25 protein-coding genes are annotated in these 24,121 nt (G+C 69.9%); 20 read left to right on the top strand and 5 right to left on the bottom strand.

The features are described 5' to 3' along the window. Positions 1–133: 133 nt before the first annotated feature. The gene (locus GEV28_RS25760) at positions 134–292 is read right to left on the bottom strand and encodes a hypothetical protein (RefSeq protein WP_291414803.1); all 159 of its coding nucleotides are present in this window, start codon (positions 290–292) and stop codon (positions 134–136) included. Between the two features lie 74 nt (positions 293–366). Between GEV28_RS25760 and GEV28_RS25765 the strand changes: the two genes are divergently transcribed. The 4 genes from GEV28_RS25765 to GEV28_RS25780 all read left to right on the top strand — a co-directional run bounded on the left by GEV28_RS25765 (position 367) and on the right by GEV28_RS25780 (position 2,254). Then, positions 367–507 (top strand): hypothetical protein, encoded by a 141-nt coding sequence (locus GEV28_RS25765; protein ID WP_291414804.1) that lies wholly within the window; start codon positions 367–369, stop codon positions 505–507. Between the two features lie 70 nt (positions 508–577). Continuing rightward, a complete protein-coding gene (locus GEV28_RS25770; RefSeq protein ID WP_291414805.1) occupies positions 578–772 on the top strand; it encodes a hypothetical protein in 195 nt (64 codons plus the stop codon). 10 nt (positions 773–782) lie between these two features. Next, a complete protein-coding gene (locus GEV28_RS25775) occupies positions 783–980 on the top strand; it encodes a hypothetical protein (RefSeq protein WP_291414806.1) in 198 nt (65 codons plus the stop codon). 176 nt (positions 981–1,156) lie between these two features. After that, the gene (locus GEV28_RS25780; protein ID WP_291414807.1) at positions 1,157–2,254 is read left to right on the top strand and encodes an NAD(P)-dependent oxidoreductase; all 1,098 of its coding nucleotides are present in this window, start codon (positions 1,157–1,159) and stop codon (positions 2,252–2,254) included. A gap of 5 nt (positions 2,255–2,259) precedes the next feature. Here GEV28_RS25780 and GEV28_RS25785 read toward each other — a convergent pair whose 3' ends face one another. Together GEV28_RS25785 and GEV28_RS25790 are read right to left on the bottom strand one after the other, a co-directional pair. Then, a complete protein-coding gene (locus GEV28_RS25785) occupies positions 2,260–2,442 on the bottom strand; it encodes a hypothetical protein (protein ID WP_291414808.1) in 183 nt (60 codons plus the stop codon). A gap of 328 nt (positions 2,443–2,770) precedes the next feature. Further along, the gene (locus tag GEV28_RS25790; RefSeq protein WP_291414809.1) at positions 2,771–4,279 is read right to left on the bottom strand and encodes a class I adenylate-forming enzyme family protein; all 1,509 of its coding nucleotides are present in this window, start codon (positions 4,277–4,279) and stop codon (positions 2,771–2,773) included. 305 nt (positions 4,280–4,584) lie between these two features. Here GEV28_RS25790 and GEV28_RS25795 point away from each other — a divergent pair, with 305 nt between their 5' ends. From GEV28_RS25795 to GEV28_RS25855, 13 genes are all read left to right on the top strand, one after another. Then, positions 4,585–5,313, top strand: coding sequence for an SDR family NAD(P)-dependent oxidoreductase (locus tag GEV28_RS25795; RefSeq protein ID WP_291414810.1), 729 nt, complete (start codon positions 4,585–4,587; stop codon positions 5,311–5,313). 91 nt (positions 5,314–5,404) lie between these two features. Further along, positions 5,405–6,160 carry an ABC transporter ATP-binding protein gene (locus tag GEV28_RS25800; protein ID WP_291414811.1) on the top strand — a complete coding sequence of 252 codons (756 nt, stop codon included), beginning with the start codon at positions 5,405–5,407 and terminating at the stop codon, positions 6,158–6,160. Between the two features lie 49 nt (positions 6,161–6,209). Beyond that, complete coding sequence (locus GEV28_RS25805) at positions 6,210–7,346, top strand: ABC transporter substrate-binding protein (protein ID WP_291414812.1); 1,137 nt, start codon at positions 6,210–6,212, stop codon at positions 7,344–7,346. A gap of 66 nt (positions 7,347–7,412) precedes the next feature. Beyond that, entirely contained in the window at positions 7,413–8,294 is an 882-nt protein-coding gene (locus tag GEV28_RS25810; protein ID WP_291414813.1) for a branched-chain amino acid ABC transporter permease, read from the top strand. A gap of 35 nt (positions 8,295–8,329) precedes the next feature. Continuing rightward, on the top strand, positions 8,330–9,292 hold the full coding sequence (locus tag GEV28_RS25815) for a branched-chain amino acid ABC transporter permease (RefSeq protein WP_291414814.1): 963 nt from the start codon (positions 8,330–8,332) through the stop codon (positions 9,290–9,292). After that, positions 9,289–10,125, top strand: coding sequence for an ABC transporter ATP-binding protein (locus tag GEV28_RS25820; RefSeq protein ID WP_291414815.1), 837 nt, complete (start codon positions 9,289–9,291; stop codon positions 10,123–10,125). Before GEV28_RS25815 ends, GEV28_RS25820 begins: the two co-directional genes overlap by 4 nt. Positions 10,126–10,144: 19 nt before the next feature. Further along, a complete protein-coding gene (locus GEV28_RS25825) occupies positions 10,145–11,023 on the top strand; it encodes an FAD binding domain-containing protein (RefSeq protein ID WP_291414816.1) in 879 nt (292 codons plus the stop codon). Continuing rightward, a complete protein-coding gene (locus tag GEV28_RS25830) occupies positions 11,023–11,508 on the top strand; it encodes a (2Fe-2S)-binding protein (protein WP_291414817.1) in 486 nt (161 codons plus the stop codon). Before GEV28_RS25825 ends, GEV28_RS25830 begins: the two co-directional genes overlap by 1 nt. Further along, a complete protein-coding gene (locus GEV28_RS25835) occupies positions 11,505–13,868 on the top strand; it encodes a xanthine dehydrogenase family protein molybdopterin-binding subunit (RefSeq protein WP_291414818.1) in 2,364 nt (787 codons plus the stop codon). Before GEV28_RS25830 ends, GEV28_RS25835 begins: the two co-directional genes overlap by 4 nt. Before the next feature lie 136 nt (positions 13,869–14,004). Then, on the top strand, positions 14,005–15,096 hold the full coding sequence (locus GEV28_RS25840) for an amidohydrolase family protein (protein WP_291414819.1): 1,092 nt from the start codon (positions 14,005–14,007) through the stop codon (positions 15,094–15,096). 34 nt (positions 15,097–15,130) lie between these two features. Next, entirely contained in the window at positions 15,131–16,927 is a 1,797-nt protein-coding gene (locus GEV28_RS25845; protein WP_291414820.1) for a methylmalonyl-CoA mutase family protein, read from the top strand. A 6-nt stretch (positions 16,928–16,933) separates the two neighbouring features. Then, the gene (locus GEV28_RS25850; protein WP_291414821.1) at positions 16,934–17,722 is read left to right on the top strand and encodes an enoyl-CoA hydratase-related protein; all 789 of its coding nucleotides are present in this window, start codon (positions 16,934–16,936) and stop codon (positions 17,720–17,722) included. Between the two features lie 44 nt (positions 17,723–17,766). Continuing rightward, positions 17,767–18,162, top strand: coding sequence for a cobalamin-dependent protein (locus GEV28_RS25855; RefSeq protein WP_291414822.1), 396 nt, complete (start codon positions 17,767–17,769; stop codon positions 18,160–18,162). Here GEV28_RS25855 and GEV28_RS25860 read toward each other — a convergent pair. Next, positions 18,159–18,944 (bottom strand): TetR/AcrR family transcriptional regulator, encoded by a 786-nt coding sequence (locus tag GEV28_RS25860; protein ID WP_291414834.1) that lies wholly within the window; start codon positions 18,942–18,944, stop codon positions 18,159–18,161. The two genes, GEV28_RS25855 and GEV28_RS25860, sit on opposite strands and share 4 nt — an antisense overlap. A gap of 133 nt (positions 18,945–19,077) precedes the next feature. Between GEV28_RS25860 and GEV28_RS25865 the strand changes: the two genes are divergently transcribed. The 3 genes from GEV28_RS25865 (at position 19,078) to GEV28_RS25875 (ending at position 21,782) form a co-directional block, all read left to right on the top strand. Further along, positions 19,078–19,884: an enoyl-CoA hydratase/isomerase family protein gene (locus tag GEV28_RS25865; protein WP_291414823.1), complete on the top strand. Its 807-nt coding sequence runs from the start codon at positions 19,078–19,080 to the stop codon at positions 19,882–19,884. Between the two features lie 267 nt (positions 19,885–20,151). Next, positions 20,152–21,096, top strand: a complete 945-nt coding sequence (gene meaB / locus GEV28_RS25870; RefSeq protein WP_291414824.1) for a methylmalonyl Co-A mutase-associated GTPase MeaB — start codon at positions 20,152–20,154, stop codon at positions 21,094–21,096. 38 nt (positions 21,097–21,134) lie between these two features. Beyond that, positions 21,135–21,782, top strand: coding sequence for an SRPBCC family protein (locus GEV28_RS25875; RefSeq protein WP_291414825.1), 648 nt, complete (start codon positions 21,135–21,137; stop codon positions 21,780–21,782). On the opposite strand, the gene GEV28_RS25880 is transcribed toward GEV28_RS25875, so the two are convergent. Continuing rightward, complete coding sequence (locus tag GEV28_RS25880) at positions 21,772–24,120, bottom strand: xanthine dehydrogenase family protein molybdopterin-binding subunit (RefSeq protein WP_291414826.1); 2,349 nt, start codon at positions 24,118–24,120, stop codon at positions 21,772–21,774. The genes GEV28_RS25875 and GEV28_RS25880 overlap by 11 nt on opposite strands. Between the last annotated feature and the right edge of the window lies 1 nt (position 24,121).

Below are 24,121 nucleotides of genomic sequence, written 5' to 3' on the forward strand. Positions count from 1 at the left end.
CATCCCCCAACCCTCACCACTTCAGGCCCGGCTCCTGGATCTACTCGGCGTCGACCCCACCACCCTAAGATGATCAAGTACCGCACCCGACAACCAACTCGAGTTGATCAACCCCCATGTGCGGAATACCCGGCTAGCCGCACGGCTCCCAGCGCCGGGTGCCCTGGTCGGTGCTGATCGAGCCCATGCTGGGCGGCGGGAAGTGGCCGCAGGCCCAGATTCCGCCCCGGTTCGCCACGTCAGCGAGCAACTGCTCGCGCCATTGCCGCGAGCGGTCCTTGTCGATGTCCACCCTTGGGCACCACGAGGGCATCGTGACCTGCGCGGGGTGGTGGGTGCGTCCTACTTCCGCTATTCGCTCCCCTCATGCGCACCGCGGTGATCGGCCACGCGAGCGACAAGGCACTGGAGCAGCACGAGACCTGCGAGCTGGCACTCGCGGCCGCGATCGAGGCGCTGCGTCCCGGCGTGACTCCGGCCACGTACACATGGCCGCGCAACGGGTGATCGACGATCGGGGCCACACCGATCACTTCCGCAAGCGGCTCGGGTACAGCGTCGGGGTGGGAATGTCCACTTGGAACGAGGCCATCTCTTCGACCTCACGGCTGGTGACGAGCGCCTGCTCGAGGCGGGCATGGTGGTGCACATGCCGCCGGCCCCGCGGTTGCCCGGCGAGTTCGGGGTGGGCGTCAGCGAGACCGCGATCGTGACCGAGACCGGCTGTGAGGTGCTGTCCACACTGCCGACAGCCGTGGTGGTCAACCGGTGACCTGATCGAGGTGGACTACTGGTATCACGCGATCTCGGCGCGGTCGCTGCTGCAGCGCTTCGAGGAGCCACCGGACCGGTTCGCCTCCCTCGTGGCCGCCTCCGACCTGCCGATGGTGATGGTCTGCGAGGGTGCGGAGTCTCGCGTGGCGGCGTGGCGGAACCTGGTCGACGGCAGCCGGACGCGGGAGAAGGAGTTCCTCGTGTGACCGCCGTGGTCCGCCGATCTCGGCAGCGGAAACTGCCGCACTTGCCGTGACCGGTGACCGGCGGCCGACGCCGGCGTGTGACGGGTCCAGCATTGACAATGAACGTTCATTCAGTAGGGTGAACGTGTCGGCTGCCGCCATCCCGCCGTTACGCGGGGGACTCGAAGGGATGCGACGTGGAGAAGACGGCTCTGGTCATCGGCGGCACCGGCCCCACCGGGCCACCCATCATCCAAGGTCTGCGGGAACGGGGCTACCGGCCGGTCATGCTGCACAGCGGCAAGCACGAGGTGGACGAGGTCGGGCCGGACAAGCTGGAACACATCCACGTCGACGCACACTTCGCCGAGACGCTGGCCAGTGGCATCGGGGACCGCCGGTTCGATGTCGTCATCGCGACCTACGGCCGGCTGCGCCTGCTGCCGGAAGTCCTCAAGGGACGGACCACGCGGCTGATCACGGTCGGTGGCACGATCTACCGCACGCCGCTCTCCCAGCCCGCGACCGAAGACTCCCCTCGGGATCTCGACCACAAGATCTACCGCAAGATCGTCGAGGCCGAGCAGGACCTGCTCGCCGCACACAACGCCGGCATCTTCAACCTGACCCATCTGCGTTATCCCAACCTCTACGGGCCGCGGCAGCTCGCGCCGCGCGAGTGGTCGATCATCCGTCGCCTGCGGGACGGGCGCCGCAGGCTGCCCGTCCTCGACGCCGGACTGACACTGGAGAGTCGGTGCTATGTGGACAACGCTGCGCACGCGGTGTTGCTGACCGTGGACCATCCCGACAGGTCGGCAGGACAGATGTACAGCGTGGTGGACGAGCACACCCCGTCGGACGCGGACCGGGTGCGTGCGATGGCCGCGGTACTGGGCGTCGAGGTCGAGCTGGTGAACTTTCCGGCCTCGGTGGGATACCCGGCCTGGTACTGGGGAATCGGGCGGAGCCTGCGCTGGGGCCAGGACGGTACCCCGCCACCCACTGAGCACCTGCTCATCGACATGGACAAGATGAAACGCGAGCTCGGGTACCGCGACCTGGTCGACTTTCCCGAAGCGATCGAACGCACGGTGAACTGGTACCTGGCGAACCCACCGGAGCCGGGCGGGGAGGAGGAGCGCCAGCTCAGCGACCCCTTCGACTACGCGGCGGAGGACGAGTTCCTCACCGCGTACGACAGGTTCGTCGAGGCATGCAACACCGTGCCGTTCGCCGGCATCGTCTACCGCCACCAGTACGACCACCCGAAGGCGCCTACGTCGGCGAGCTGACCGGCTCAGGGGCGCACCCGGTCACCCTGGTGGCGCAGTCCCCACCGGACGAACATCACCCCCGCCGCCGCGACGAACACCCCGCCGTACAGCACGGTGTCCCGGTGCGTGCTCGCCAACCAGAGCGAGATCGGCGGGCCCAGCACCGCGGCCAGCGAGGTGGCAAGGCCGTACGCGCCGAGCTGCATGCCCGTCTGGCCTCGGTGGTGTAGTCGATCACCAGTGCGGTCCCCAACGTCGCGAAGAGCCCGAAACCGACGCCGCGAGCCACGGTGACACTCATGCCGAAGGCGACACCGTCGCTCAGTGCGTACAGCGGAGCGGGTGTGCCCACGAGCAGGATGCCCGCCGCGAACACACGAACCCGTGGAACTCGGGCGATGAGCCATGGGACGGCGGCCTGCGTCACCACCGGCACGGCGGGCAACATGGCGAAATAGCAGAGAAACCCGGTGAAGCTGGCGGACACCACGACTCTGCGATCCCGTGCGAAGGCGTCCGCGGGGGAGTGCCGCGTCAGCCGTGCCACCCGAGCTCGCGGCGTAGCTGTGCCTTCAGGATCTTGCCGGAACCGCCCCGCGGCAACGGTTTCGTTCGCAGGACGAGTCGCTCCGGCACGCAGTACCTCGGCAGCAGGTGGGTGACGTGCGCGAGTACGGCCGACTCGGTCAGGTCACGATCGGGGCGTAGCACCACGATGGCGCCGACCTTCTCGCCCATCACCTCGTCGGCGACCGGGATGACGGCGGCCTCGTCGATGTCCGGGTGGCTGAGCAGCGTGTTCTCCACCTCGACGGTGAAGATCTTCTCCCCACCCCGGTTGATGACATCCTTGATCCGGTCCCGGATGTATACCAGCCCCTGTGTGTCCACAGTGGCGATGTCGCCGGAACGGACCCAGCCGGTGCGGAAGGTCTCCGCGGTGAGTTCCGGTTTGCGCCAGTAACCCAGAGCCATGTTGGGCCCGCGCAGGAACAGCTCGCCGTGGCCGTTCGCGTCCGGATCTCCGATGGCCACCTCCACGCCGGGAACGGGAAAGCCCACACTGTCGTGGTGACTCTGGGCCATCTCGTCCGGCAGGAACAGCGCGATGTTGTTGATCTCGGTCATGCCGTAGGCGTTGCCGAGCCGTGCGTGCGGGAGCAGGGTGCGCAGTCGGCTGATCAGCGACTCGGCGATCGGCGCGGCGCCGTAGTACACCCGTTGCAGGGAGGTCAGCGCGCTCAACGCCGCCGGCTCGCGCTGGGTGAGCAGTTGGTACACGGCGGGAACGGCGAGGATGGTGTCCGCCCGGTGCCGGCGTGCCACATCGATGATGTGGCCTGCGCTCGTGGACCGCGTCAGCAGCACCGTGCCGCCGAGGGCGAGCGTCGGCAGCAGCTGGGCGTTGCAGCCCGCGGCATGACAGAGCGGAATGGCCACCACGTTGCGGATCCGGTGTTCGGAGGCCATGTCGACGGCCATCACCCGGCGGGTGATCTCGCCGAGGGCGGCCAGGTTCCGCTGGCTGATCATCACCCCCTTCGGCTCGCCGGTGGTACCGCTGGTGTAGAGCATCTGGGCCAGGTCCGCGGCGGTGGCGCCGGCGCGAAACGGTGTTCCGATCGGTGCTGGTGTGCCTGGGTCGACGACCAGTCTCGGGTCGGCGTCGGCCAGCACCGCCTGCTGTGCCCGCCGGTTCGCGCGCTGGTCGACCGGGACGGCGACACCACCCGCGAGCAGCGTGCCGAGGAAGGTCTCCACCCACGGCAGCGAGTTGCCGAGGTCGATGGCCACGCGATCGCCGGGCGCGACCCCGGCATCGCGTAGCCCGCCGGCCACCCGCAGTGCCCGGTCCCACAGCTGTTCGTAGGTCACCGCCGTGTCGTCGCTGTCGACGACCGCGACGGTCGACGGGCGTGCCCGCACGATCTCCTCGAGGACGGCGGGATAGGTCCGCGGCAGATCGCCGAACCACAGCAGACCGTCGCCGTCCCGGACGAGGTCGGACTGCTCGAAGGGGCTGATGATGTCCGCGGTCCGCATCGGTCGATGCACCTCCTTGCGTCAGCGCGGCCAGCCGACTGGGACCGTCCACATGCGCGTGTCGGTCTGCTCACGGTGCGGGACTGTCCGCTGCACCCGGTTCCAAGCAATGACGCGGCTTTGACGCTACTGACCGATCATTCACCGGTCAATGGGCCGTTCGTGCCTCCCTGGCCGGCGACCTCCCGGCGTCGCCGAACTGTTCATTGCGGACGGTGTCGGTATGTACCTAACCTGGCCACGTGCCGCACTCGTTCTTCGCAACCTCAACCGATCCACTCGGCCTGCGTGGTCGTGTCGCCGTCGTGACCGGGGGTAGCCAGGGCATCGGCAGGGCGATCGCGGTGGGACTCGCTTCGTTCGGTTGCCGGATCGTGGTCGCCGCGCGCCGGGCGGACCCGCTGCGCGACGCTGTCGACGAGATCAACGGCGCCGGCGGGGAGGCCGTGGGTGTCCAGTGCGATCTGCGCGTGGCCGCCGATGCCGACACCCTGGCCGCGCGCGCGGGCCAGTGTTTCGGTGGGATCGACATCCTGGTCAACAACGTTGGCGGGAGCTTCGGCACGGACTTCCGCCGCGGGCCGCTGCTCGAGCTCACCGAGGACGACGTGCTGAACGCGTTGCACGCGAACGTGGTGACCACCTTCTCCTGTTCTCGCGCGGCCGTTCCGTTGCTGCGCGAGGGCGGCGGGTCGATCGTCAACATCTCCTCGGTCGTGGTGCGTACCCCGATGCCGGGGTTCGGTGCGTACTCCGCCGCGAAGGCGGCCGTCGTGAACCTCACCCAGACGATGGCGATCGAGTGGGCACCACAGGTGCGGGTCAACGCGTTGCTCGTCGGTCACGTCGACACAGAGCGCACCAGGGGTGCCCGTTCGGACGAGGACGTGCGGTGGTTGGAGCGGCACATAAGCCAGGGACGTCTCGGCCGGCCGGGAGACATCGCCGGTGCCGTCGCCTATCTCGGCTCACCGCTCGCGAGCTGGGTCACCGGTGCCGCGATCCCGGTCGACGGGGGGATGCGGGCGATCTGACCTACGGGTTCCGGAGGGTTACGGCGATGTCGCCGCGGATCTCCGGCCGGAATTCATTGACAACTGAACGTTCATTCGTTTTGCTATGCGCATGAGGCCGCAAGACGATCCGCCTGCTCCGCGAGGTGAGGACACCGCGGCGTTGCGTGTGGACGAACTCGTCGCCGGTTACGCCGGAGCGACGATCCTCCGCGGGGTCTCGCTCGCCGTGAAGCCGGGCGAGATCGTCGCGGTGCTCGGTCGCAACGGGGCGGGGAAGACGACGCTGCTGCGCTGCATGTCGGGCCTCGTGCCGGCACGGGCCGGCCGGATCTGGCTCCGCGACGAGGACATCACCCGGATGTCCCCGACCCGCCGCGTCGCCGCGGGGCTTGCCCACGTGCCGGAAGGTCGCCGCATGATCAGGGGTCTGACGGTCCGGGAGAACCTGCTGGTGGGCGGCTACGTCACGTCCCGGCGTGCGGTCGCGCGCCGGTTGGCGGAGGTGTTGGACCTGTTCCCGGTCGTCGGCGGGTGGCTGAATCGGGAGGCGTCCAACCTCAGCGGTGGGCAGCAGCAGCTGGTCGCCGCGGCGCGGGCGCTGATGTCGCCGGCGCGGGTGCTGTTGCTCGACGAGCCCCTGACCGGTCTCGCGCCCAGTGTGGCCTACCAGGTCCTCGACGTGGTGTCGGAGTTTCGCCGGCACGGCCGCGCGGTGCTGCTGATCGAGCAGAACGCCCACATGGCGTTGGAGATCGCGGACTCGGCCTTCGTCCTCGACGGTGGTCTCTTCACGGGGTACGACCACGGCGGCGCCGATGCCGTCGTGGAGATCGAACGCGGATATCTGGGGCTGCAACGAGGATGAATCGCACCGTGCCGGGCGGCGTGATGGTCTGGGAAAGGTGGCGGGACCAATGAGAGCCAACGCGTTCGGAGCTTCGCTGGCGGCGCTGGCGTTGACCGCTTCGATCACCTCCTGCGGGACGATCGGGGAGGCGGACCAGGGAAGCGTGAAGATCGGTTTCGTCGTTCCGTACTCCGGTGTGGTGGCGAAGTACGGCAAGGACGCCGACCACGCCTGGCAGCTGGCGACGGAGAAGTACGGCGACACCGTCAACGGGCGCAAGCTCGAGGTGGCGAAGTTCGACGAGAAGTGCCAGCCGGCGGCGGCGGTGAGCTCGGTGCGCCAAGCGTTGGGCAACGGCGTCGTCGCGCTGATCGGACCCACCTGCAGCGGCGACGTGACCGCGACCATGCAGCTGGCGCAGGCGCAGAAGGTTCCACTGATCACCCAGGCGTACGCGCCGGAGATCACCGGCAGCGGCAACAAGTTCGTCTGGCGTCAGCCGGCGAGCGACGCGGTGCTCAACGCGAACCTGGCCCGCTACCTGAAGGACAAGGGTCACCAGCGGGTGGCCGTCGCGCACGACACGACCGGTTTCGGCCAGGCCGAAGGCCAGACCATCGTCGACGGGTTGACGAAGGCCGGCATCCCGCCGGTCGTGACGTTGACCTACACGGTCGGCGCGACCGACTTCTCCGGGGAGGTCCAGCGGATCAAGGCGGCCGATGTGGACGCCGTGTGCGTGATGGGCTACGACCCGGACCCGGCAAGGCTCGCGTTCCAGATGCGCCAGCTCGGTGTCGACGCGCAGCTGTGCTCGAACCAGTCGGTCTCCTACACCTCGTCCCTGACGACCGCACCGGACGCGGTGGAGGGTTCGGTCTTCTACGCCCCGTTCCTGGCCGGGGTCGACCGGTTCGCGCCCTTCGTCGACAGGTGGCGCAGCGCGTTCAACGAGGAGCCGGACACCGAGGGATACATGTACTACCTGTCCGCGGTGACCGTGATCAACGCGATGAAGAACATCTCCGGCGAGGTGACCGGGGCGACGCTCAACGACGCGATCGGCGACCTCGAGTTCGATGTGGACGGGATGGTGACGCTGCGGTTCACCGACACCGGAGATCCACAGTGTCCCACCGTGATGGTCGGCACCGTCCGCGACGGCAAGCCGACGATGCTCGAGGACGACAGCGAGTCCTGCTAGGACGGTGCAGGGCGGCGGGCGGCGCGGCTCTTTCGACGAGGTCCGGACCAGCGGAGGGCGAGTGCGTTGAGTTCACTGGCACTGCAGGCCGTGGTGAGTGGTCTGGCGGCAGGCTCGATCTACGGGCTCGTCGGCGTCGGGTTCAGCCTCACCTACCGCACCACCGGCGTGATCAACTTCGCCCAGGGCGACCTGGTCGCCCTCGGCGCCTACCTCTGCCTCTGGCTGTGGACGCTCGGCGCGCCGCTACCGGTCGCGATGTTGGTCAGCGCGGCGTTGGTCGGCCTGACGATGGGCGTGGTCGAACGGTTGGCGTTGCGGCCGCTCTACAAGCACGGGATCGTCTTCGCGATCATGAGCACGGTCGGCCTGTCGGTCACCATCCAGAGCGTCATCCAGCTCATCTGGGGACCGGTCGCGCTGGTGCTGCCCAGGATGACCTCGGCGGACACAGCCGTCGTCCTCGGCGTCCGGGTGTCCCCCAGCCAGGGGATCAACCTGCTGGTGGGGCTGCTGCTGATCGCCGGTCTGGTGTGGCTGCTGGAACGCACCAAGGTCGGCCGCGGGATGCGCACGGTGGCCCGCGACCGCGACGTGGCCGCACTGCTGGGCATCAGCGCCGCACGGCTGTTCTTCCTGTCGTTCGTGATGTCCGGCGCGCTCGCCGCGATCGCCGGCGGGCTCGTCGGCCCGGATCAAGGGCTCACCCCGACCATGGGGCTGCCGCTGGGCATCGCCGGGTTCACCGCCGCGGTCATCGGGGGGCTGGGCAGCCCCCTCGGTGCGCTGTTCGGTGGCATGTTCCTGGCGGTCGCCGAGAACCTGGCGGTCCTGTACCTGACTCCCGACTACAAGGACGCGGTGGCGTTCTGCCTACTCGTCGTGGTTCTGCTGATCCGTCCGCAGGGTCTCCTCGGTGAGTCCGGCGCCACGGCCCGAACGGTGTGATCGTGATGGCCACTCGGAGTATGTCGCCTCGCCTGATGATGACCAAGCCGCTGTGGTATCCGGTCGGTCTGGCCGTCGCGCTGCTGTGCGTGCAGTTCGCCGCCCGGACGACCGCCGAGCTGTTCCTCGTCGCGCTGATGGCCATCTACGCGCTCGCCGCCCTCGGGCTCAACATCATCTTCGGCGTCGCGGGTCTGCTGTCGGTCGCGCAGGCCGCGGTGATGGCCTTCGGCGGCTACACCAGCGCCCTGCTGATGGTGCGGCTGGACTTCTCGTTCCTGGCGGCGCTGCCGGCGGCGGCGGTGGCGTCCGCGTTGCTCTCCGCGTTCGCTGGCCTCGCCGCGCTGCGCGTCGGGTCGCACTACTTCATCCTGGTGACCCTGGGGGTGGCGGAGGCGGCACTGCTGGTCATGATCAACGAGGAGCAGCTCACCGGCGGATACAACGGGCTGGTCGGCATCCCTCCGCTGTCGCTCGCCGGAGTCGACATGTCCAGTTCGGACGCGGTCGCGACGGTGTCGATCGTGGCGCTGTTCATCGGCTGGTACGTGGCGAACGCGATGCGCGCCAGCCGCTTCGGGTCCGGCGCCGCGGCCGCGGGAGCCGACCCGCAGCTGGCGATGGCGTGCGGTGTGGACGTTCCCCGGCAGCGCGTGCTGGCCTCGGCGGCCGGCGGCGCGTTCGCCGGTGTCGCGGGTGCCCTGTTCGCCGAGGCGCTGCAGTTCCTCGGGCCGGGTGACTTCGGCGTGGACAAGGCACTGCTGTTGCTGCTGATCGTCGTGATCGGCGGCGCGGGCTCCAACGGAGGTACGGTCTTGGCGGCGATCATGCTGACCTACCTGTCACAGGGGTTGCTCACGCTCACGACGGTCGGCCCACTCGTCTACGGACTGGGCATCATGGTGATCCTCGTGTTCGTGCCGAGAGGACTCGCTGGCCTCGCCGGCACTGGGCGGCGTGTCGTCGCCGCGATAGCGCGAAGGGAGCGACGCCAGTGACCGCGTCCGTGTCGGCGCCCGCCGTCGAGGTGCACGGCCTGCGCGTGCTCTTCGGCGGCGTGGCCGCGCTCGAGGGGCTCGACCTGGAGATCGCTGCGGAGGAGGTGTTCGTCCTCGTCGGCCCCAACGGCTCCGGTAAGACGACGTTGCTCAACGCGGTGTCCGGCTTCGTGCCGCCGGCCGCCGGCACGGTCCGCGTCGCCGGCACCGACGTGACCCGATGGCGCGCGCACCAACGAACGCGCATCGGCATGCGCCGCACCTTCCAGAACCCGCAGGCCCTGCCGGCGACCCTTGTTCGAGACCTGCTCGCGTTCGGGTACTACCAGCACGATCCACGGTCCTGGGTACGGTCGGTGTTCCGCCCGTTCCACGCGATGAGCACGCGGGCGCGGGTGGAGTCCGGGTTCCGCGCGGCGCTCGACCGGGTTGGGCTGCCGTCGCGCCTGCTCGACGAGGAGCTGCGGTCGTTGTCGCACGGGCAGCTCAAGATGGTGGACATCGCGCGGGCGCTGCTGGGCCGGCCGAGACTGCTGCTGCTCGACGAGCCGACCAGCGGACTCAACGACGAGGAGGTCGAGCGGCTGCACGAGGTCGTCGACGGGCTGCGCGACGACGGCTGCACCGCGGTCCTGGTCGAGCACAACGTCCAGTTCGTACTGGACCTCGCGGACCGGATCGCGGTGCTGCACCGGGGTGAGCTGCTCGCTCTCGGGGAGCCGCGCGAGACGTTGAGCCGCGAGGACGTGGTCGAGGCGTATCTCGGCCCGAAGGGGCGGCTGTCCGAAGTAGATCCCGCGGCCCGTCGAGGAGCGTCGGGGATGTCGTCGTGAGGTCATCAGGAGGTCCGCGATGAAGCCGGCCGCATTCCGCTATGCCGCGCCGAGGACCGTCGAGGAGACCGTTGACCTGCTGGAGCGGCACGGCGACGAGGCCAAGGTGCTGGCCGGTGGCCAGAGCCTGGGCCCGCTGCTCAACCTGCGGCTGGCCACGCCGTCGGTGGTCGTGGACGTGAACGGGGTCGGCGGCCTCGCGCCCGCTCCCGCGGACGGCGGCGGGTCGATCACCCTCGGCGCGATGACTCGCCAGCGCGACGCCGAGCGATCACCGGTCGTGGCCGCCGGTTGCCCGCTCATGCGCGACGCGCTCCCGTTTGTGGCGCACCGGACGATCCGCAACCGGGGCACCGTCGGTGGCAGCCTCACCCACGCCGACCCGGCCGCCGAGCTGCCCGCCGTCGCCGTGGCCGTGGATGCGGAGCTGATCGCGGTGAGCCGGGGAGGCACCCGGGTGGTCGCGGCGGCGGACTTCTTTCTGGGCTACTTCACCACCGCGCTGGCTCCGGAGGAGCTCCTGACCGCCGTCCGCCTGCCCAAGCCCGCCCCGCGGACGGGGTCGGCCTGGCAGGAGTTCGCACCCCGGCACGGGGACTTCGCGATCGTGGGTGTCGCGGCAACCGTGCGGCTGGCCGACGACGGGACCGTCGCGTCGGCCGGGCTGGTCTACTCCGGAATCGCCGACGTGCCGCGGCGCCTCGCCGAGGCGGAGGCCGTACTGGTCGGGCAGCCCGCCACCGAACGGGCGTTCGCCGCGGCGGCGGCCGCCGCCGCGGCAGCGGCCGGTGACCCCCCGTCGGACCTGCTCGCCTCCGCCGACTACCGGCGCCATCTCGTCGAAGTGTTGACCGTCCGGGCACTGCACCGCGCCGCGGACCGAGCGGAGGAGAGCTGATGGAAGCGCACGACGAGGTCACGGTGACGGTCACGGTCAACGGCGAGCGCTATCGGCGATCGGTCCCCGCGCGTACCACGGCCGCGGACTTCCTGCGCGACGAGCTCGAGCTGACCGGCACGCACCTCGGGTGCGAACACGGGGTCTGCGGGGCGTGCACCGTGCTGGTCGACGGCCGCTCGACGCGGTCGTGCATCCTTTACGCCCCGCAGCTGGACGGGACGGAGGTGACCACCGTGGAAGGGCTCGAGGGCGCGGGCGGTGAGCTGCATCCGATTCAGCAGGCGTTCCGGGAATGTCACGGCCTGCAGTGTGGGTTCTGCACACCGGGTTTCTTGCTGACTGTCCACGAGTACCTGCGAGACGTGCGCGGACCGCAGGACGCCGAGATCCGTGCGGCACTGTCCGGCAACCTCTGCCGGTGCACCGGTTACCAGGGCATCGTCTCGGCGGTCCGGCGCGCGGACGAGGAGTGGGTGCGATGACCGGGGCGACGGGAGCCGAGACCGGTGACTACGTCGGGGCGAGCGTCCACCGCGTGGAGGACGGCCGGCTGCTGACCGGCCGCGGCCGCTACCTCGCCGACATCGTGCTCCCGAGGATGAAGCACGCCGCGTTCGTGCGCGCCCTGCCGAGCCACGCGCTGGTGACGTCCGTGGACACCACCCGTGCGCTGGCGGTTCCCGGCGTGGTCGCGGTGCTGACCGCGGACGACCTCCCGGCGGCCACCCTGGTGGACGGCAACTGGATCCCGGGGTTGGCCAAGACACCTCAACCGGTGTTGGCCAGGGAGAAGGTCCGGTTCGTCGGCGAGGCGGTGGCGATCGTGGTGGCCGACGACCGGTACGTCGCGGAAGACGCGGCGGAACTCGTCGACGTCGAGTACGAGCCACTGCCCGCGGTGACCCGAGCGGGGCAGCGGCCCGCGGGTCACGTACCGATCGTGGCGGAGCTGCCCGACGACGTGATCTACGACCGCGGGGAGACCTTCGGTGACCCGGACCGGGTGTTCGGGCAGGCGCCGCACGTCTTCCGCAAGCAGTTCACGATGGAGCGCGCGGCGGCGGCGCCGATGGAGTGCCGCGGTGCGCTCGCGCGATACGACCCGACCTCGGCCGAGCTGGATCTGTGGTGCTCCACGCAGTCCCCGCACCTGCTGCGCCGCCGGGTCGCGCTCGCCGGCGGCCTCGCGGAGAACCGGGTGCGCGTGCACATGCACGACGTCGGCGGCGGCTTCGGCCAGAAGATCGCGGCCCACCCGGAGGAGATCGCGATCGCGCTGGCCGCCATGCGGCTGGCGGTGCCGGTGAAGTGGGTGGAGGACCGTCGGGAGAACCTGATAGCGGCGCCGCACGGCCGCGGGCAGCGGATCGACCTGGCGCTCGCCACCGATGACGAGGGCACCTTCCTGGCCATGCGCGCGGACGTCGTCGGCGACGCCGGGGCCTACTCGTTCAACAGCGCGAGCGCGCTCATCGAGCCCTACATCACCGCCCGCGGGCTGCCCGGCGTCTACCGGCTGGACCACTATGGCTACCACGTGCTGACGGGGCTCACCAACAAGTCACCGGTGGCGCCCTACCGGGGGGTCGGCTTCGTCGCCGCGCAGGCCGCGCGGGAGCTGCTCATCGACGAGGCGGCGCGCGGGCTCGGCATCGACCGGCTGGAGCTGCGGCGGCGCAACATGGTGCGGCGCGAGGACTTCCCGTACCGGTCCTGCTCGGGCCTGGTCTACGACAGCGGCAGCTATATCGAGTCGCTGGACCGGATTCGGGAGATGTGCGAGTACGACGCGTTCGTCGACGAGCAGCGGCGCGCCCGTGCCCAGGGGCGACTCCTCGGGTTGGGGGTGAGCCCGTACGTCGAGCCGACCGGCTGGGGCTCGGAGGGCATGGACCAGATCGGCTGGCACTCGTTCCCGTCGAACGACTCGGCCAGGGTCTCGGTGGACATGTCGGGAAAGGTGACGGTCGCAGTCGGCACGCCGTCGCAGGGCCAGGGCATCGAGACCACGCTGGCGCAGGTCACCGCCGACGCGCTGGGTGTGGCGCTGGAGGACGTGCGCGTCGCGTACTCCGACACCGATGCCGCGCCGATCAGCCTGGCCGGCACCCGGGCGAGCCGGGTCGCGGTGATCAGCGGCGGCGCCTCGGGCCTGGCCGCGCGAGAGGTCCGGAGCAAGATACTGCGGGTCGCGGCGGAGCTACTCGAGGCGGACGCCGCCGACCTGGCGGTCGAGCGGGGTGTCATCTCGGTTCCCGGCGTGCCGGGCGTCTCGATCACCGTCGCGGAGGTCGTGCGGCAGGCATACCAGCGGTCGGACCTGCGTGCCGTGGAGGCGGAGCCGAACTTCACCGCGACGCGGTTCTACGACCCGTCCGCCACCTACGGCAACGCCTGCATCGTCGCGGTCGTCGAGGTCGATCCGGGCACCGGCGGGGTCAGGGTGTTGCGCATCGCCGGCGTGGAGGACTGCGGCACCGTGATCAACCCGATGGTCGTCGACGGGCAGTTCATCGGCGGCATGGTGCAAGGGCTCGGTGGCGCTCTCACCGAGCGCCTGGCCTACGACGACGGCGGCGAGATCACCACCACCACGTTCATGGACTACCTGCTGCCGACCGCCAGCGAGGTGCCCGACATCGAGGTCGCCCACCTCGTCTCCCCGTCTCCGCACACCTGGCGCGGCATCAAGGGTCTGGGGGAGTCCGGCACGATCGGGGCGCCCGCGGCGATCGCGGCGGCTGTGCAGGACGCCGTCGCCCATCTCGGCGGCACGGTCTCCCGTATGCCACTGCTGCCCGAGGAAGTGCTGAAGTCGTTGCGCGCCAAGATACTTGCCTAGCTCGCGACCCGCGTGCGGTCTGGTCGCACGCCTTGACACCTGAACGTTCATTCACTAGCTTGGAAGAGCCTGGCCATCGACAGCGGTCGTGCTACACGCCCGAATGTCGCCGACCCGATACGCGAAGGTGCCGTCCATGATCATCGACTCGCATATGCACGTGTTGTTGGGGCGCGAGGGAAACGAGAACCTACCCGAGCGTTATCGGCGCATTCTGTCGATGCTGTGGGCGTACAGCGGTGGGCCGCCCTACGACCGCGATCCGGACTCCTTCATGGCGCGCGTCGAGGAACGGATGTCCGATCCGGACGGAAGGTACACGATCTCCACACTGGATCAGGGCGGTCTCGACGGCGCCGTGCTGATCCCGTCCGACTACGGCCTGGCGGTCGGGCAGGACCAGCCGATGAGCCTGGACCAGATCCATCGCGGCATCGCCGATCTGCAGGGTCTCCACCCGAACCGGCTGTTCGGGTTCGCCGGTGGTGACGCGCGCCGTCCCAACGCACTGGTCGACTTCGAGCGGGCGATCAAGGACTACGGGCTCAAGGGCTACAAGGTGATGCCGCACCTGGGCTACTACCCATCCGACCGGATGCTGTATCCCTACTACGAGCGCTGCCAGGAATGGGGCATCCCGGTGGCCATCTGTACCAACATGGAATGGACGACGTGCCGAACGCGGTTCAACGAGCCGTTGCACATCGGTGACGTGCTGGTCGACTTTCCGGACCTCAACGTCATCATCTTCCATGTCGGGTTCCCCATTCCCTCGTGGTTCGAGCAGTGTCTGATGCTGTCGGTCGCGTCCCTGAACGTCTACCTGCAGTTCGACGCGTGGATCTATCCGTCGTTCGCGCCGTTGCAACGCGGGTTCATCAACGCGATCAACAACGAGGAGACGGTGATCTCGATGCTGGATCGGGCCCGCCAGGTCGTCGGTGCCCACCGGATCGTGTTCGGCACCGACAACAACTGCGGGCCGTCGATGCACGGCGAGAAGCTCTACGAGGGCAAGGGAATGGGCTGGATCGTCGACTGGTGGCGCGCATTGCCCGAGCGGGCGGCGAAGTACGGCGTCACCTTCACCGACAAGGAGGTGGAGCTGATCCTCGGCAAGAACATCGGCCGGCTGCTCGGCGTGGTGGACATGCCCGAGTACGAGCGCAAGCACAAGTACGGGTTCCCGGTGCGGACCCCGGGCCCACGACCGATGACCTCCGGCTGAGCGCCGTGGGACCGGTGGGAGGTGTGGACGGGCGATGACGGATCCGAACGAGGTCACCGCGGACGGTCCGGTGAACGACACGACCGACGGTCCCGCCGACAGCGTGGCCGCCGCCCGGTCCCGGTGGGAGCGGGAGGTTCTGGAGCCGGCGTTGTCCCGGTTCGGTCTGGATGCTCCGGCCGATCGCTTCTATGGGCCCGACGACGTCGCCGAGCTGGACTTCCATCGCTCGATCGGCTTTCCCGGCCAGTTCCCGTTCACCGCCGGTCCCTATCCGACCCAACCCTTCGCCGCGGGAGCGCGCGGCACGGGGTTGATTCCCCAGGGTAAGGGCCTGGCCAGAGCGGGGCGCTACTCCGGGTACGGCACCGCGGAGGACACCGCGGCCTACTACGCACGCATGATCGCCGACGGGCAGCGGGCCGGTCCCAACGTCGCGTTCGACCTGCCGACGCAGTGCGGCTACGACTCCGACGATCCGCACGCGTTGGGCGAGGTCGGACGCGCCGGGGTCGCTATCGACTCGTTCGAGGACTTCTGCGCGCTCTACGAGCCGTTCCAGGGCGAGCTCGAAGTCGACAAGGTCGGTTCGAACTGGACGATCAACGCCCCGGCGACGATCATCGTGGCGATGTACTTCCTACTCGCCAGGAAGCGGGGCGTGGACGGCACGAAGCTGCGTGGCACGCCGCAGAACGACATCCTCAAGGAGTTCATCGCGCGGGGCACCTACATCTTCCCGCCGAGGCCGTCCATGCGGTTGGTTCGGGACCTGTTCGGGTTCGTCACCGAGCACCTGCCCAGGCTGAACGTGGTGAGCGGCGGGGGTTATCACATGCGGGAGGCAGGCGCGACCCGCGAACTCGACCTCGGTTTCTCCATGGCCAACGGCATCGCGTACCTCCAGACCGGGGTGGACGCCGGCATCGACGTGGACGTGCTGGCGCAACGCATCACCTTCAACGCGTTCGGCGGCAGCCTCGAGCTGTTCAAGGAGGTCGCGCTGCAGCGTGCGGCCCGCCGGATGTGGGCGAAGATAACCCGGGACCGGTTCGGCGCGAAGAGCCCGCGCAGCTGGGTGCTGCGCCAGCCCAACGGCGCGCACATGGGCTACTACAACGCCACCGTCAGCCGCCCGATCAACAACCTGACCCGGGCTGTCGTCGGCGGCATCGCCAGCGCGCTCAGCGGGTACGGGTCCAATGTCGAGCCGCCCTTCGACGAGGCGCTCGGGCTGGGGTGGAGTCGGGAAGGCATGCAGATGTCGGAGGACGCCGCCCGGATCCTGCAGTATGAGGCCGGGCTCAACCAGGTGCGGGACCCGCTCGCCGGGTCCTACTACGTGGAGTCGCTGACCAATGAGATCGAGGCCGCCGCGAGCGAGGTGGTCGAGCAGGTCGAGGCGTACGGCGGGTCGGTTGGCGCGATCGAGGCGGGGTTCATGCAGGACGCGGTGTCCTCGAGCGCGATGGACCGAGCCATGGCACAGGAGACCGGCGAGCGGCTCGTGGTCGGCGTCAACGCGTTCACCGGGCCGGAGGAGATCGACGTGCGCGTGGTGACCTCGTCGGCCCGGATGTACGGGACCGAGCAACTGGGCACGGCGGAGCGTCGGCAACTGGACAAGCTGTTCACACTGCGCCGCGGCCGGCACGACCGGGAGGTGACCAGGGCCTTGCGGGCACTGGAGAAGGCGGCGAGAGATCCGGATACCAATGTGATGAAGAGCGTCGTCGACTGCGTGGCGGGGCTGTGCACGGTGGGGGAGATCTGCGGTGTGCTGCGCGAGGTCTTCGGCGAGTATCGCGGCGCCACCGCCTTGGGCCACTGAGCGCCGATGATCAGCGTGACGTCCACAGTGGATGAGGCGGTCGGCACCCTCACGTTCGCGAACCCGGCGCAACGAGGCGCGCTCACCCCGGAGATGCTCGTGGCACTGCGCGCGCAGATCGTCTCGCTCGAGCGGGACTACCCACGGGTCCGGGTGGTGGTGATCCGCGGCGCGGGCGACGTGTTCTCCAGCGGCTACGCCATCGACCGGATACCGGCGCCGCACGAGCTTCCGGTCAAGGACGAGATCGAGGAGCTGTGCGAGGCAATCGAGAACTCGCCGCTGGTGATGATCGCCCTGCTCCGCGGGCCGGTCGTGGGCGCCGCCCTCGACATCGCGTCCGCGTGTGACTTCCGGTTCGCCGAGCGGACCTGCCGGCTCGGGATCACGCCGGCCCGGCTCGGCTTGGTCTACACCGTGTTCGGCACGGCACGGATCCGACGCCTGGTCGGTCCGGACTGGGCACGCATGCTGTTCTACACCGGCGACCTGCTCCCCGCCGACCTGGCCGCGACGATCGGCCTCGTCACCAAGGTCCACGACGATCCGGGCGAGCTCGACCGGGAGACCTACCAGATCGCACACCGGATCGCCAGTCGGGCGCCGCTTGCGGTGTCTGGGAGCAAACAGATCTTCCGTGCGCTCGAGTCCGCCGGCGATCTCCCGCCGGAGCAGGTGCGGCGGCTGCACGCGCTGCGGTGCCACGCCCTGGGCAGCGAGGACGCGCGGGAGGCCCGGCTCGCGTTCACGCAGAAGCGCGCTCCGCGGTTCACCGGGACAGGAGGCCAACCGTGATCGGGACTCGTCCGACGTGGCCGGCAGGACGTGGTGCGGGTCGAGTGCTCGTCGCGAAGCTGGGGCTGGACGGCCACGACGTCGGCGCCAAGTTCATCGGACGACTGCTGCGGGACAACGGTTTCGACGTCGTTTACCTCGGCATCCGGCGGACGCCGGAAGAGGTCGTGCGCGCGGCGGTTGACGAGGACGTCGACCTCATCGGGTTGAGCATGTTGTCCGGTTCGCACGGTACGCTGGTCGAGAAGGTGCTCGAGCAGCTCGCGGCCGAGGCGGACGATGCTCCGCCGGTGGTGCTCGGCGGGGTCGTGCCGGACGAGGACCATCCGCGGCTCACCAGGCTGGGGGTGCGCGCGATCTTCAACGCCGGTGTGCCGACCGATGAGATGGTGGCCCGGATTCGGGAGCTGGTCGCCGAACAGCGCGGCGGGGGGCACTAACGCGACTTGGTCGCCGACCGCCGCTTTCCGGTTGCGGCGGCCCGTCCTTTCGGCATCGCGACGAAGCTCTGCTTCGCTCTGGCCCGCTTGGTCGCCGGTAGCGGGGTGGAGTAGCCGAGTCCGCGCAGCGCCTTCGCGGCGGTGTGGTCGGCCACCTCTTCCGCGGTGTACTCGCCGTTCGGGTCGAACCACTTGGACGTGGACGAGCACAGCGACAGGATCGTCAGGGTCGACAGCTTGGGGTCCGGCGTATCGAAGTCGCCGGACGCGACGCCGTCCTGGACGGTGGTCAGCCAGATCTGCCGTACCTCGGCCATCAACTGCGAGACACGTTCGCGGGCGGGGCCGCTGAGGCCGTTGAGGCCATGCTGACCGACGAAGGCGGCCTGCGGGTCGTGGAGGTCCTCGACGACGAGATCGTGGAGCAACGCGTGCATCCGCGGCACCGGCTCGGCGTGCTCGGCCACGATCGCCTTGTCCCGCTCGATCAGGCTGGCGAGCTGGTGGCTGAGCACCTCGAACAGGATGGATTGCTTGTTCGGGTAATAGTTGTAGACATTCGCCGGCACCATGCCGAGCTCGTTGGCGAGCTGTTTCATGCTCGTGCCGGCGTAGCCGTTGATGGTGAACAGCCGCACCGCCGTGAGGCGGATGCGGTCGCGTTGGGCATTCCCGTGACCGTTGGCGGGCTCCGCCCGCCTGGTGGACCTGCCCCTGGAAGTGTTCACAACTCGCCTCAGTCGTCGTGGTGGCCATCCGAAGCTTAATGAATGCATGTTCACTGTCAAGTCGCCGGACCGGACGGAACGGGACAGGGCATGCGAACAGTCGATCGCTCCCTCAGAAGTCTACAGAGGACCGCTTGACTTCTGAACGTTCATTCATGAGGATGGGAGATGAGCGGGAGGAGCCTCCATGAACACGTTTGAGCACGTGACGCTGGACCGGCGCGACGGGGTGGCGGTGCTCACGCTCAACCGTCCCGACCGCCGCAACGCCTACTCGCTGAAGACCGTCGCCGAGGTCCACGCGATCTGCGACCAGCTCGACGGCGACCTCGGCACCAGGGTACTCATCCTCACCGGCGCCGGACCGGCCTTCTGCGCGGGGATCGACCTCAAGGAAGGCGTGGACACTTGGCCGGAGAAGGTGGGCGTCGTCCAGGCCCGCTACCGGCTCCAGCAGCGGCTCGCGTCCATGGTGCTGCGGTTGCGGGAGATCCCGCAGCCGGTCATCGCGGCGGTGCGCGGCCCCGCTGTGGGCGGCGGCCTGGCCCTGGCCGCGGCCGCGGACATCCGGGTCGCGGACGTCACGGCCAGGTTCAACGCGGCTTTCATCCGGATCGGTCTCTCCGGCGGCGATGACGGCGCGTCCTGGCTGCTGCCCCGGCTCGTGGGCCCGTCGGCCGCTGCGGAGATCCTCTACACCGGTCGCTTCGTGGATGCCACCGAGGCACTGCGAATCGGTCTGGTCAGCCGGGTGGTCGCGGAGGGCGAGCATGTCGCGGCGGCCGAGGAGTTGGCCGCCCAGATCATGCAGAACTCACCCTTCGGTGTCCGCATGACCAAGGAACTGCTCAACTTCAGTCTCGACGCGCCCGCATTGCGACAGGCCATGGAGCTGGAGAACCGGACACAGGTCCTGTGCCTGCTGACCGACGACTTCGAGGAGGGTACGCGCGCGTTCGCCGAGCGCCGGCGCGCCGACTACGCGGATCGATGAGGCCCGCATGCCGGCCCGTCCGCCGAACGATGGCGCCGAGATCACGGGCCCGCCGATGATGGCGGCGCGGGTCGCGGCGAACGCCGTGCGTGCGGTCGCCCGCCCGAGCCATGCGTGGGCGCGGACACCGCTGACCCTACGCTCCGCGGCGCAGGGCGGTCGGCAGGATCGGCCCTACGGCAACCTTCGGCCGCACGTCCGTTCCCCGCGCGGCGCCTGATGTCGCGGACCGGACCCGCGGGCGCGACCCCTGCCGACAGTGCCTCGGTGGACGCCGGGAACCTGGTCCGCGCCGCCGGGGGCGGTGATCGCCGCGCGTTGGCCCGGCTGCTCTCGTTGGTGGACACGGCGTCCCCGGCGCTGCCGGAGCTGATGTCGGCGCTTCCCGCCGCGCCACCGCACTCGTCGGTCGTCGGTGTCACCGGCTCGCCAGGGGTCGGCAAGTCCACGCTGGTCTCGGCTCTGGTGGCGGAGTGCCGGCGCAGGGATCACACGGTCGCGGTGCTCGCCGTCGATCCCTCCTCACCGTTCACCGGTGGATCGCTGCTGGGAGACCGCATGCGGATGCAGGACCACGCCACGGACCGCGGTGTCTTCATCCGGTCGATGTCCAGCGCCGGCCAGTTGGGCGGGCTGGCCGCGGCGACGCCGCCGGCGCTGCGCGTGCTCCAGGCGGTGGGGTTCGACGTCGTGCTGCTCGAGACCGTCGGTGTCGGGCAGTCCGAAGTGGACGTCGCGTTCGTCTCGGACACCACCGTGGTCGTCCTCGCGCCCGGGATGGGTGACGTGGTGCAGGCGATGAAGGCCGGGGTCCTGGAAGTCGGTGATGTCTTCGTGGTCAACAAGGCCGACCGCGACGGTGTCCGCGAGACAGTCCGCGACGTGCGGCAGATGATCCGGGCGGGCCGACCGTCCGACGAGCGGCCGCCCCCGGTTCTGCGGACGGTCGCCACCGAGGCCGAGGGCGTCGTCGAGGTGTTCGACGCCCTCGAGCGGCACCGGAGCGAGCCTGCCGGCACCGGGCGCTCCGCTGATCGTAGGAAGGCACGCGCCGCGATGGAGATCGAAGCCGTCGCCGTCTCGATGCTGCGCAGGCAGCCCACCGCCGAACCCGACGCCACCCTGTTGGACCTGCTGGCCGGGCGGGTCGCGGCGGGCCACGACGACGCGTTCACCGCGGCCGCCCGACTGATGCGCGCGGCGATCTCATGAGCCACCTTGCGGCGAGGTCGAATCGGTAAGGAGACATCATGCGGTTGGCGAACACGTTCACCGTCCCCGTCGCGCTGGATCAGGCGTGGCAGGTTCTGCTCGATGTCGAGCGCATCGCGCCGTGCATGCCGGGGGCGACCCTCGACGAAGTCGACGGCGCCGAGTTCCGCGGCCGGGTGAAGGTGAAGCTCGGGCCGATCACCATGACATACGCGGGCGTCGCCCGGTTCGTGGACAAGGACGACGCCACCCACACCGCGGTGATCGACGCGGCCGGCAAGGAGACGAGGGGTGGGGGCACCGCGAGGGCGACGGTGCGGACCGTACTGGCCGGCCGGGGAGAGGCCACCGAGGTCACCGTGCTCACCGACCTGGCGGTCACCGGGAAGCCCGCGCAGTTCGGCCGCGGCGTGATGGCCGAGGTGAGCGCCAAGCTGATCGCCGAGTTCGCCGATCGGCTGGCGGCACAGGTCTCGGACGGTGCGAACACGCCACCCGCGATCGCCGAGACCTCCACCGCGGACGACAGGACGGCACCCCTCCGGTCGGACACCGTCGACCTGGCCGGCATCGCCGGTGTGCCGGTGGCCAAGCGGCTCGTTCCCGTGCTGGTCGGGCTGCTGGTCGCCTGGCGGCTGGTCCACGCCATGGGACGCCGGCGCCGATCCCGACGGGTCAGCCGGTGACGTCGCGCAGCAACCGCCACACCGTCTCCGGCTGCAGTGGCACCTGGGCGACGTCGCCGAGGCCGCCGAGCGCGTCGGCCACCGCGGCGGTGATCGCGGCGACCGTGCCGATCATCCCGGATTCGCCGACCCCCTTGACACCTCCCCAGGTTGAGCTCGACGGGGTCTCGATGTGCGCCGACTCGACCGGCACGGTGTCCGTGGCGGTCGGCAGCAGGTAGTCCATCAGGGTCGAGGTCATCGGCTGGCCGTCGGCGTCGTAGACCATGCGCTCCAACGTCGCGGCCCCGATGGCCTGCGCCACCGCCCCGGCGAACTGCCCCTCGACGATCATGGGGTTGATCATCGTGCCGCAGTCCTCGACCCCGATGATCCGCCTTACGTCGACCTTGCCGGTGTCGGTGTGCACACCGACCACGGCCACGACGCACGCGTTGGAGTAGGTGGCCGCGGGGTCGTAGGCGTGCGTGGCGGACAGCGTCGGCATACCCGCGCGGGACGCCCCGGGGCGACCGCCGAACCCGGCCTTGGCCAGCTCCCGAACCGTGAGCGCGCGGCCTCCCGGCGCCCGCGCCACACCCAGGTCGATGGTGATCGCCGTGGGGTCGGTGGAGAGCATTTCCGCGGCCAGGCGACGCAGTTGGTCGCGAACCTCGCCCGCGGCCGCCGCCACCGCACCACCCGCGACCACCGCGGCCCTGCTGCCCCTGGTACCGGTGAGGCTCAAGGGGGCGTTGGCGGTGTCGGTCCACGCGACGGTGACGTCGTCTGCCCGAATCCCGATGACGTCGGCCACGATCTGGGCGAGCGTCGTCTCGAGCCCGGTGCCGAGGGATGGTGTGCCCACCGACACGACCGCGTTGCCCGAGGTGTCCAGCGACACCCGGGCCGAGTCGTGCGAAGGGGAGTGGTGGCCGTGCAGCTGGAAGCCGCCCTCGGTGCCGATGCCGGAGGGCTCCACGTACGGGCTGACGCCGATCCCGACCCGCACCGAGTCCTCGCCGGCCAGCGCCGGAACCGCGCGCAACATCCGCTCGGCACGGTCGAGCGACTCGACGAAGCTGGTGTCGGCGAAGACCATGCCCATCGCCGTGGTGTACGGCAGCTCCTCGCGGGCCACCAGGTTCCGCCTGCGAAGCTCGAACCGGTCCACGCCGATCTGCCTGGCCGCCTCGTCGATGACGAGCTCGCGCGCGGCTTGCGCGGCGACGAGACCGACACCTCGGTACGGCGCGACGGGAGACTTGTTGGTGACACCGATCGACACCTCGTAGCCGAAGTTGGCCACCCGGTAGGGCCCCGGCATGCTGCGGGCGGCCCGGTAGCCCTCGGTCAACGCGCTGCCGCTGTTGAACGAGTACGCTCCAGCGTCGCCGGCGACCGTGGTGTGCATCGCGGTGAACCGCAGCTCCCCGTCGAGCGCGAGTCGCACCGTGATGAGCTGGTCCCGCGAGTGCGGCGCGGCCAACAGGTTCTCCTGCCGGTCCTCGATCCAACGCACCGGCCGGGCGAGCCGGATCGCGGCCAGGGTGGTGACGATCTCCTCGACATGAGTCGGGATCTTCTGGCCGAACGCCCCGCCGATGTCGTGCATGACGACCGACACGTGGTTCTCCGCGAGCCCGATGGCCGCGGCGAGGTCGCGCTGCAGGCGATGGGGGGCCTGCGTGGAGGACCACACCCGCAGCGCGCCCGAGGATGGATCGTAGTCGGCGAGGCACCCGCGCGGCTCGAGCGGACACGCGACCTGCCGATGGAAGCGCAGGGTCGCGGTCGTGACGTGCGCGGCGGCGGCGAACCCGCCGGTGACGTCCCCGGCCGTCGCCGAGTCGCGGAAGATCACGTTGTCGACGATGTCGTCGAACAGCGGCGCCACCGCAGGCCGGTCGCTCGCCTCGACGTCCCCGACGAACGGCCGCACGTCGTAGTCGATGTCGACCAACTCGGCCGCGTCCTCGGCGTGGTAGCGGTCGGCGGCGACCACCGCGGCCACCGGCTCCCCGACGAAGCGGACCCTGTCGACCGCCAACACGGGCTGCGGTGTCGCCAGCAACGCGGGGTGGCGGGCGTTGGACAACGTGACCGCCGGGATGTCCCGCGAGGTCAGGACGGTGAGCACCCCGGCGGTCCGCTCGGCGAGGCCGACATCTATGCCGGCCAGCCGTGCGTGGGCCTGCGTGGAGCGGACGAAGGCGAGCTCGACCATTCTCGGCAACCGCACGTCGGCGACGAACCGGCCGCGGCCGGTGAGCAGCCTGCCGTCCTCGACCCGCGGACGTCGAGCGCCGACGGCGCTGTGCCGCCGTGCGCCCTGGGCCGGTGCCGGCTCGCCCGGCATC

Source organism: Actinophytocola sp. (genome assembly GCF_009379765.1).
Lineage (GTDB): Bacteria > Actinomycetota > Actinomycetes > Mycobacteriales > Pseudonocardiaceae > Actinophytocola.

Excerpts from the sequence above, each read along its gene's own strand:
- GEV28_RS25800 (WP_291414811.1), top strand. The coding sequence starts at position 5,405 with ATGAGGCCGCAAGACGATCCGCCTGCTCCGCGAGGTGAGGACACCGCG.
- GEV28_RS25830 (WP_291414817.1), top strand. The coding sequence starts at position 11,023 with ATGGAAGCGCACGACGAGGTCACGGTGACGGTCACGGTCAACGGCGAG.
- GEV28_RS25790 (WP_291414809.1), bottom strand. The coding sequence starts at position 4,279 with ATGCGGACCGCGGACATCATCAGCCCCTTCGAGCAGTCCGACCTCGTC.
- GEV28_RS25880 (WP_291414826.1), bottom strand. The coding sequence starts at position 24,120 with ATGCCGGGCGAGCCGGCACCGGCCCAGGGCGCACGGCGGCACAGCGCC.
- GEV28_RS25805 (WP_291414812.1), top strand. The coding sequence starts at position 6,210 with ATGAGAGCCAACGCGTTCGGAGCTTCGCTGGCGGCGCTGGCGTTGACC.
- GEV28_RS25840 (WP_291414819.1), top strand. The coding sequence starts at position 14,005 with ATGATCATCGACTCGCATATGCACGTGTTGTTGGGGCGCGAGGGAAAC.
- GEV28_RS25875 (WP_291414825.1), top strand. The coding sequence starts at position 21,135 with ATGCGGTTGGCGAACACGTTCACCGTCCCCGTCGCGCTGGATCAGGCG.
- GEV28_RS25825 (WP_291414816.1), top strand. The coding sequence starts at position 10,145 with ATGAAGCCGGCCGCATTCCGCTATGCCGCGCCGAGGACCGTCGAGGAG.
- GEV28_RS25845 (WP_291414820.1), top strand. The coding sequence starts at position 15,131 with ATGACGGATCCGAACGAGGTCACCGCGGACGGTCCGGTGAACGACACG.
- GEV28_RS25765 (WP_291414804.1), top strand. The coding sequence starts at position 367 with ATGCGCACCGCGGTGATCGGCCACGCGAGCGACAAGGCACTGGAGCAG.
- GEV28_RS25785 (WP_291414808.1), bottom strand. The coding sequence starts at position 2,442 with ATGCAGCTCGGCGCGTACGGCCTTGCCACCTCGCTGGCCGCGGTGCTG.
- GEV28_RS25865 (WP_291414823.1), top strand. The coding sequence starts at position 19,078 with ATGAACACGTTTGAGCACGTGACGCTGGACCGGCGCGACGGGGTGGCG.
- GEV28_RS25815 (WP_291414814.1), top strand. The coding sequence starts at position 8,330 with ATGATGACCAAGCCGCTGTGGTATCCGGTCGGTCTGGCCGTCGCGCTG.
- GEV28_RS25835 (WP_291414818.1), top strand. The coding sequence starts at position 11,505 with ATGACCGGGGCGACGGGAGCCGAGACCGGTGACTACGTCGGGGCGAGC.
- GEV28_RS25850 (WP_291414821.1), top strand. The coding sequence starts at position 16,934 with ATGATCAGCGTGACGTCCACAGTGGATGAGGCGGTCGGCACCCTCACG.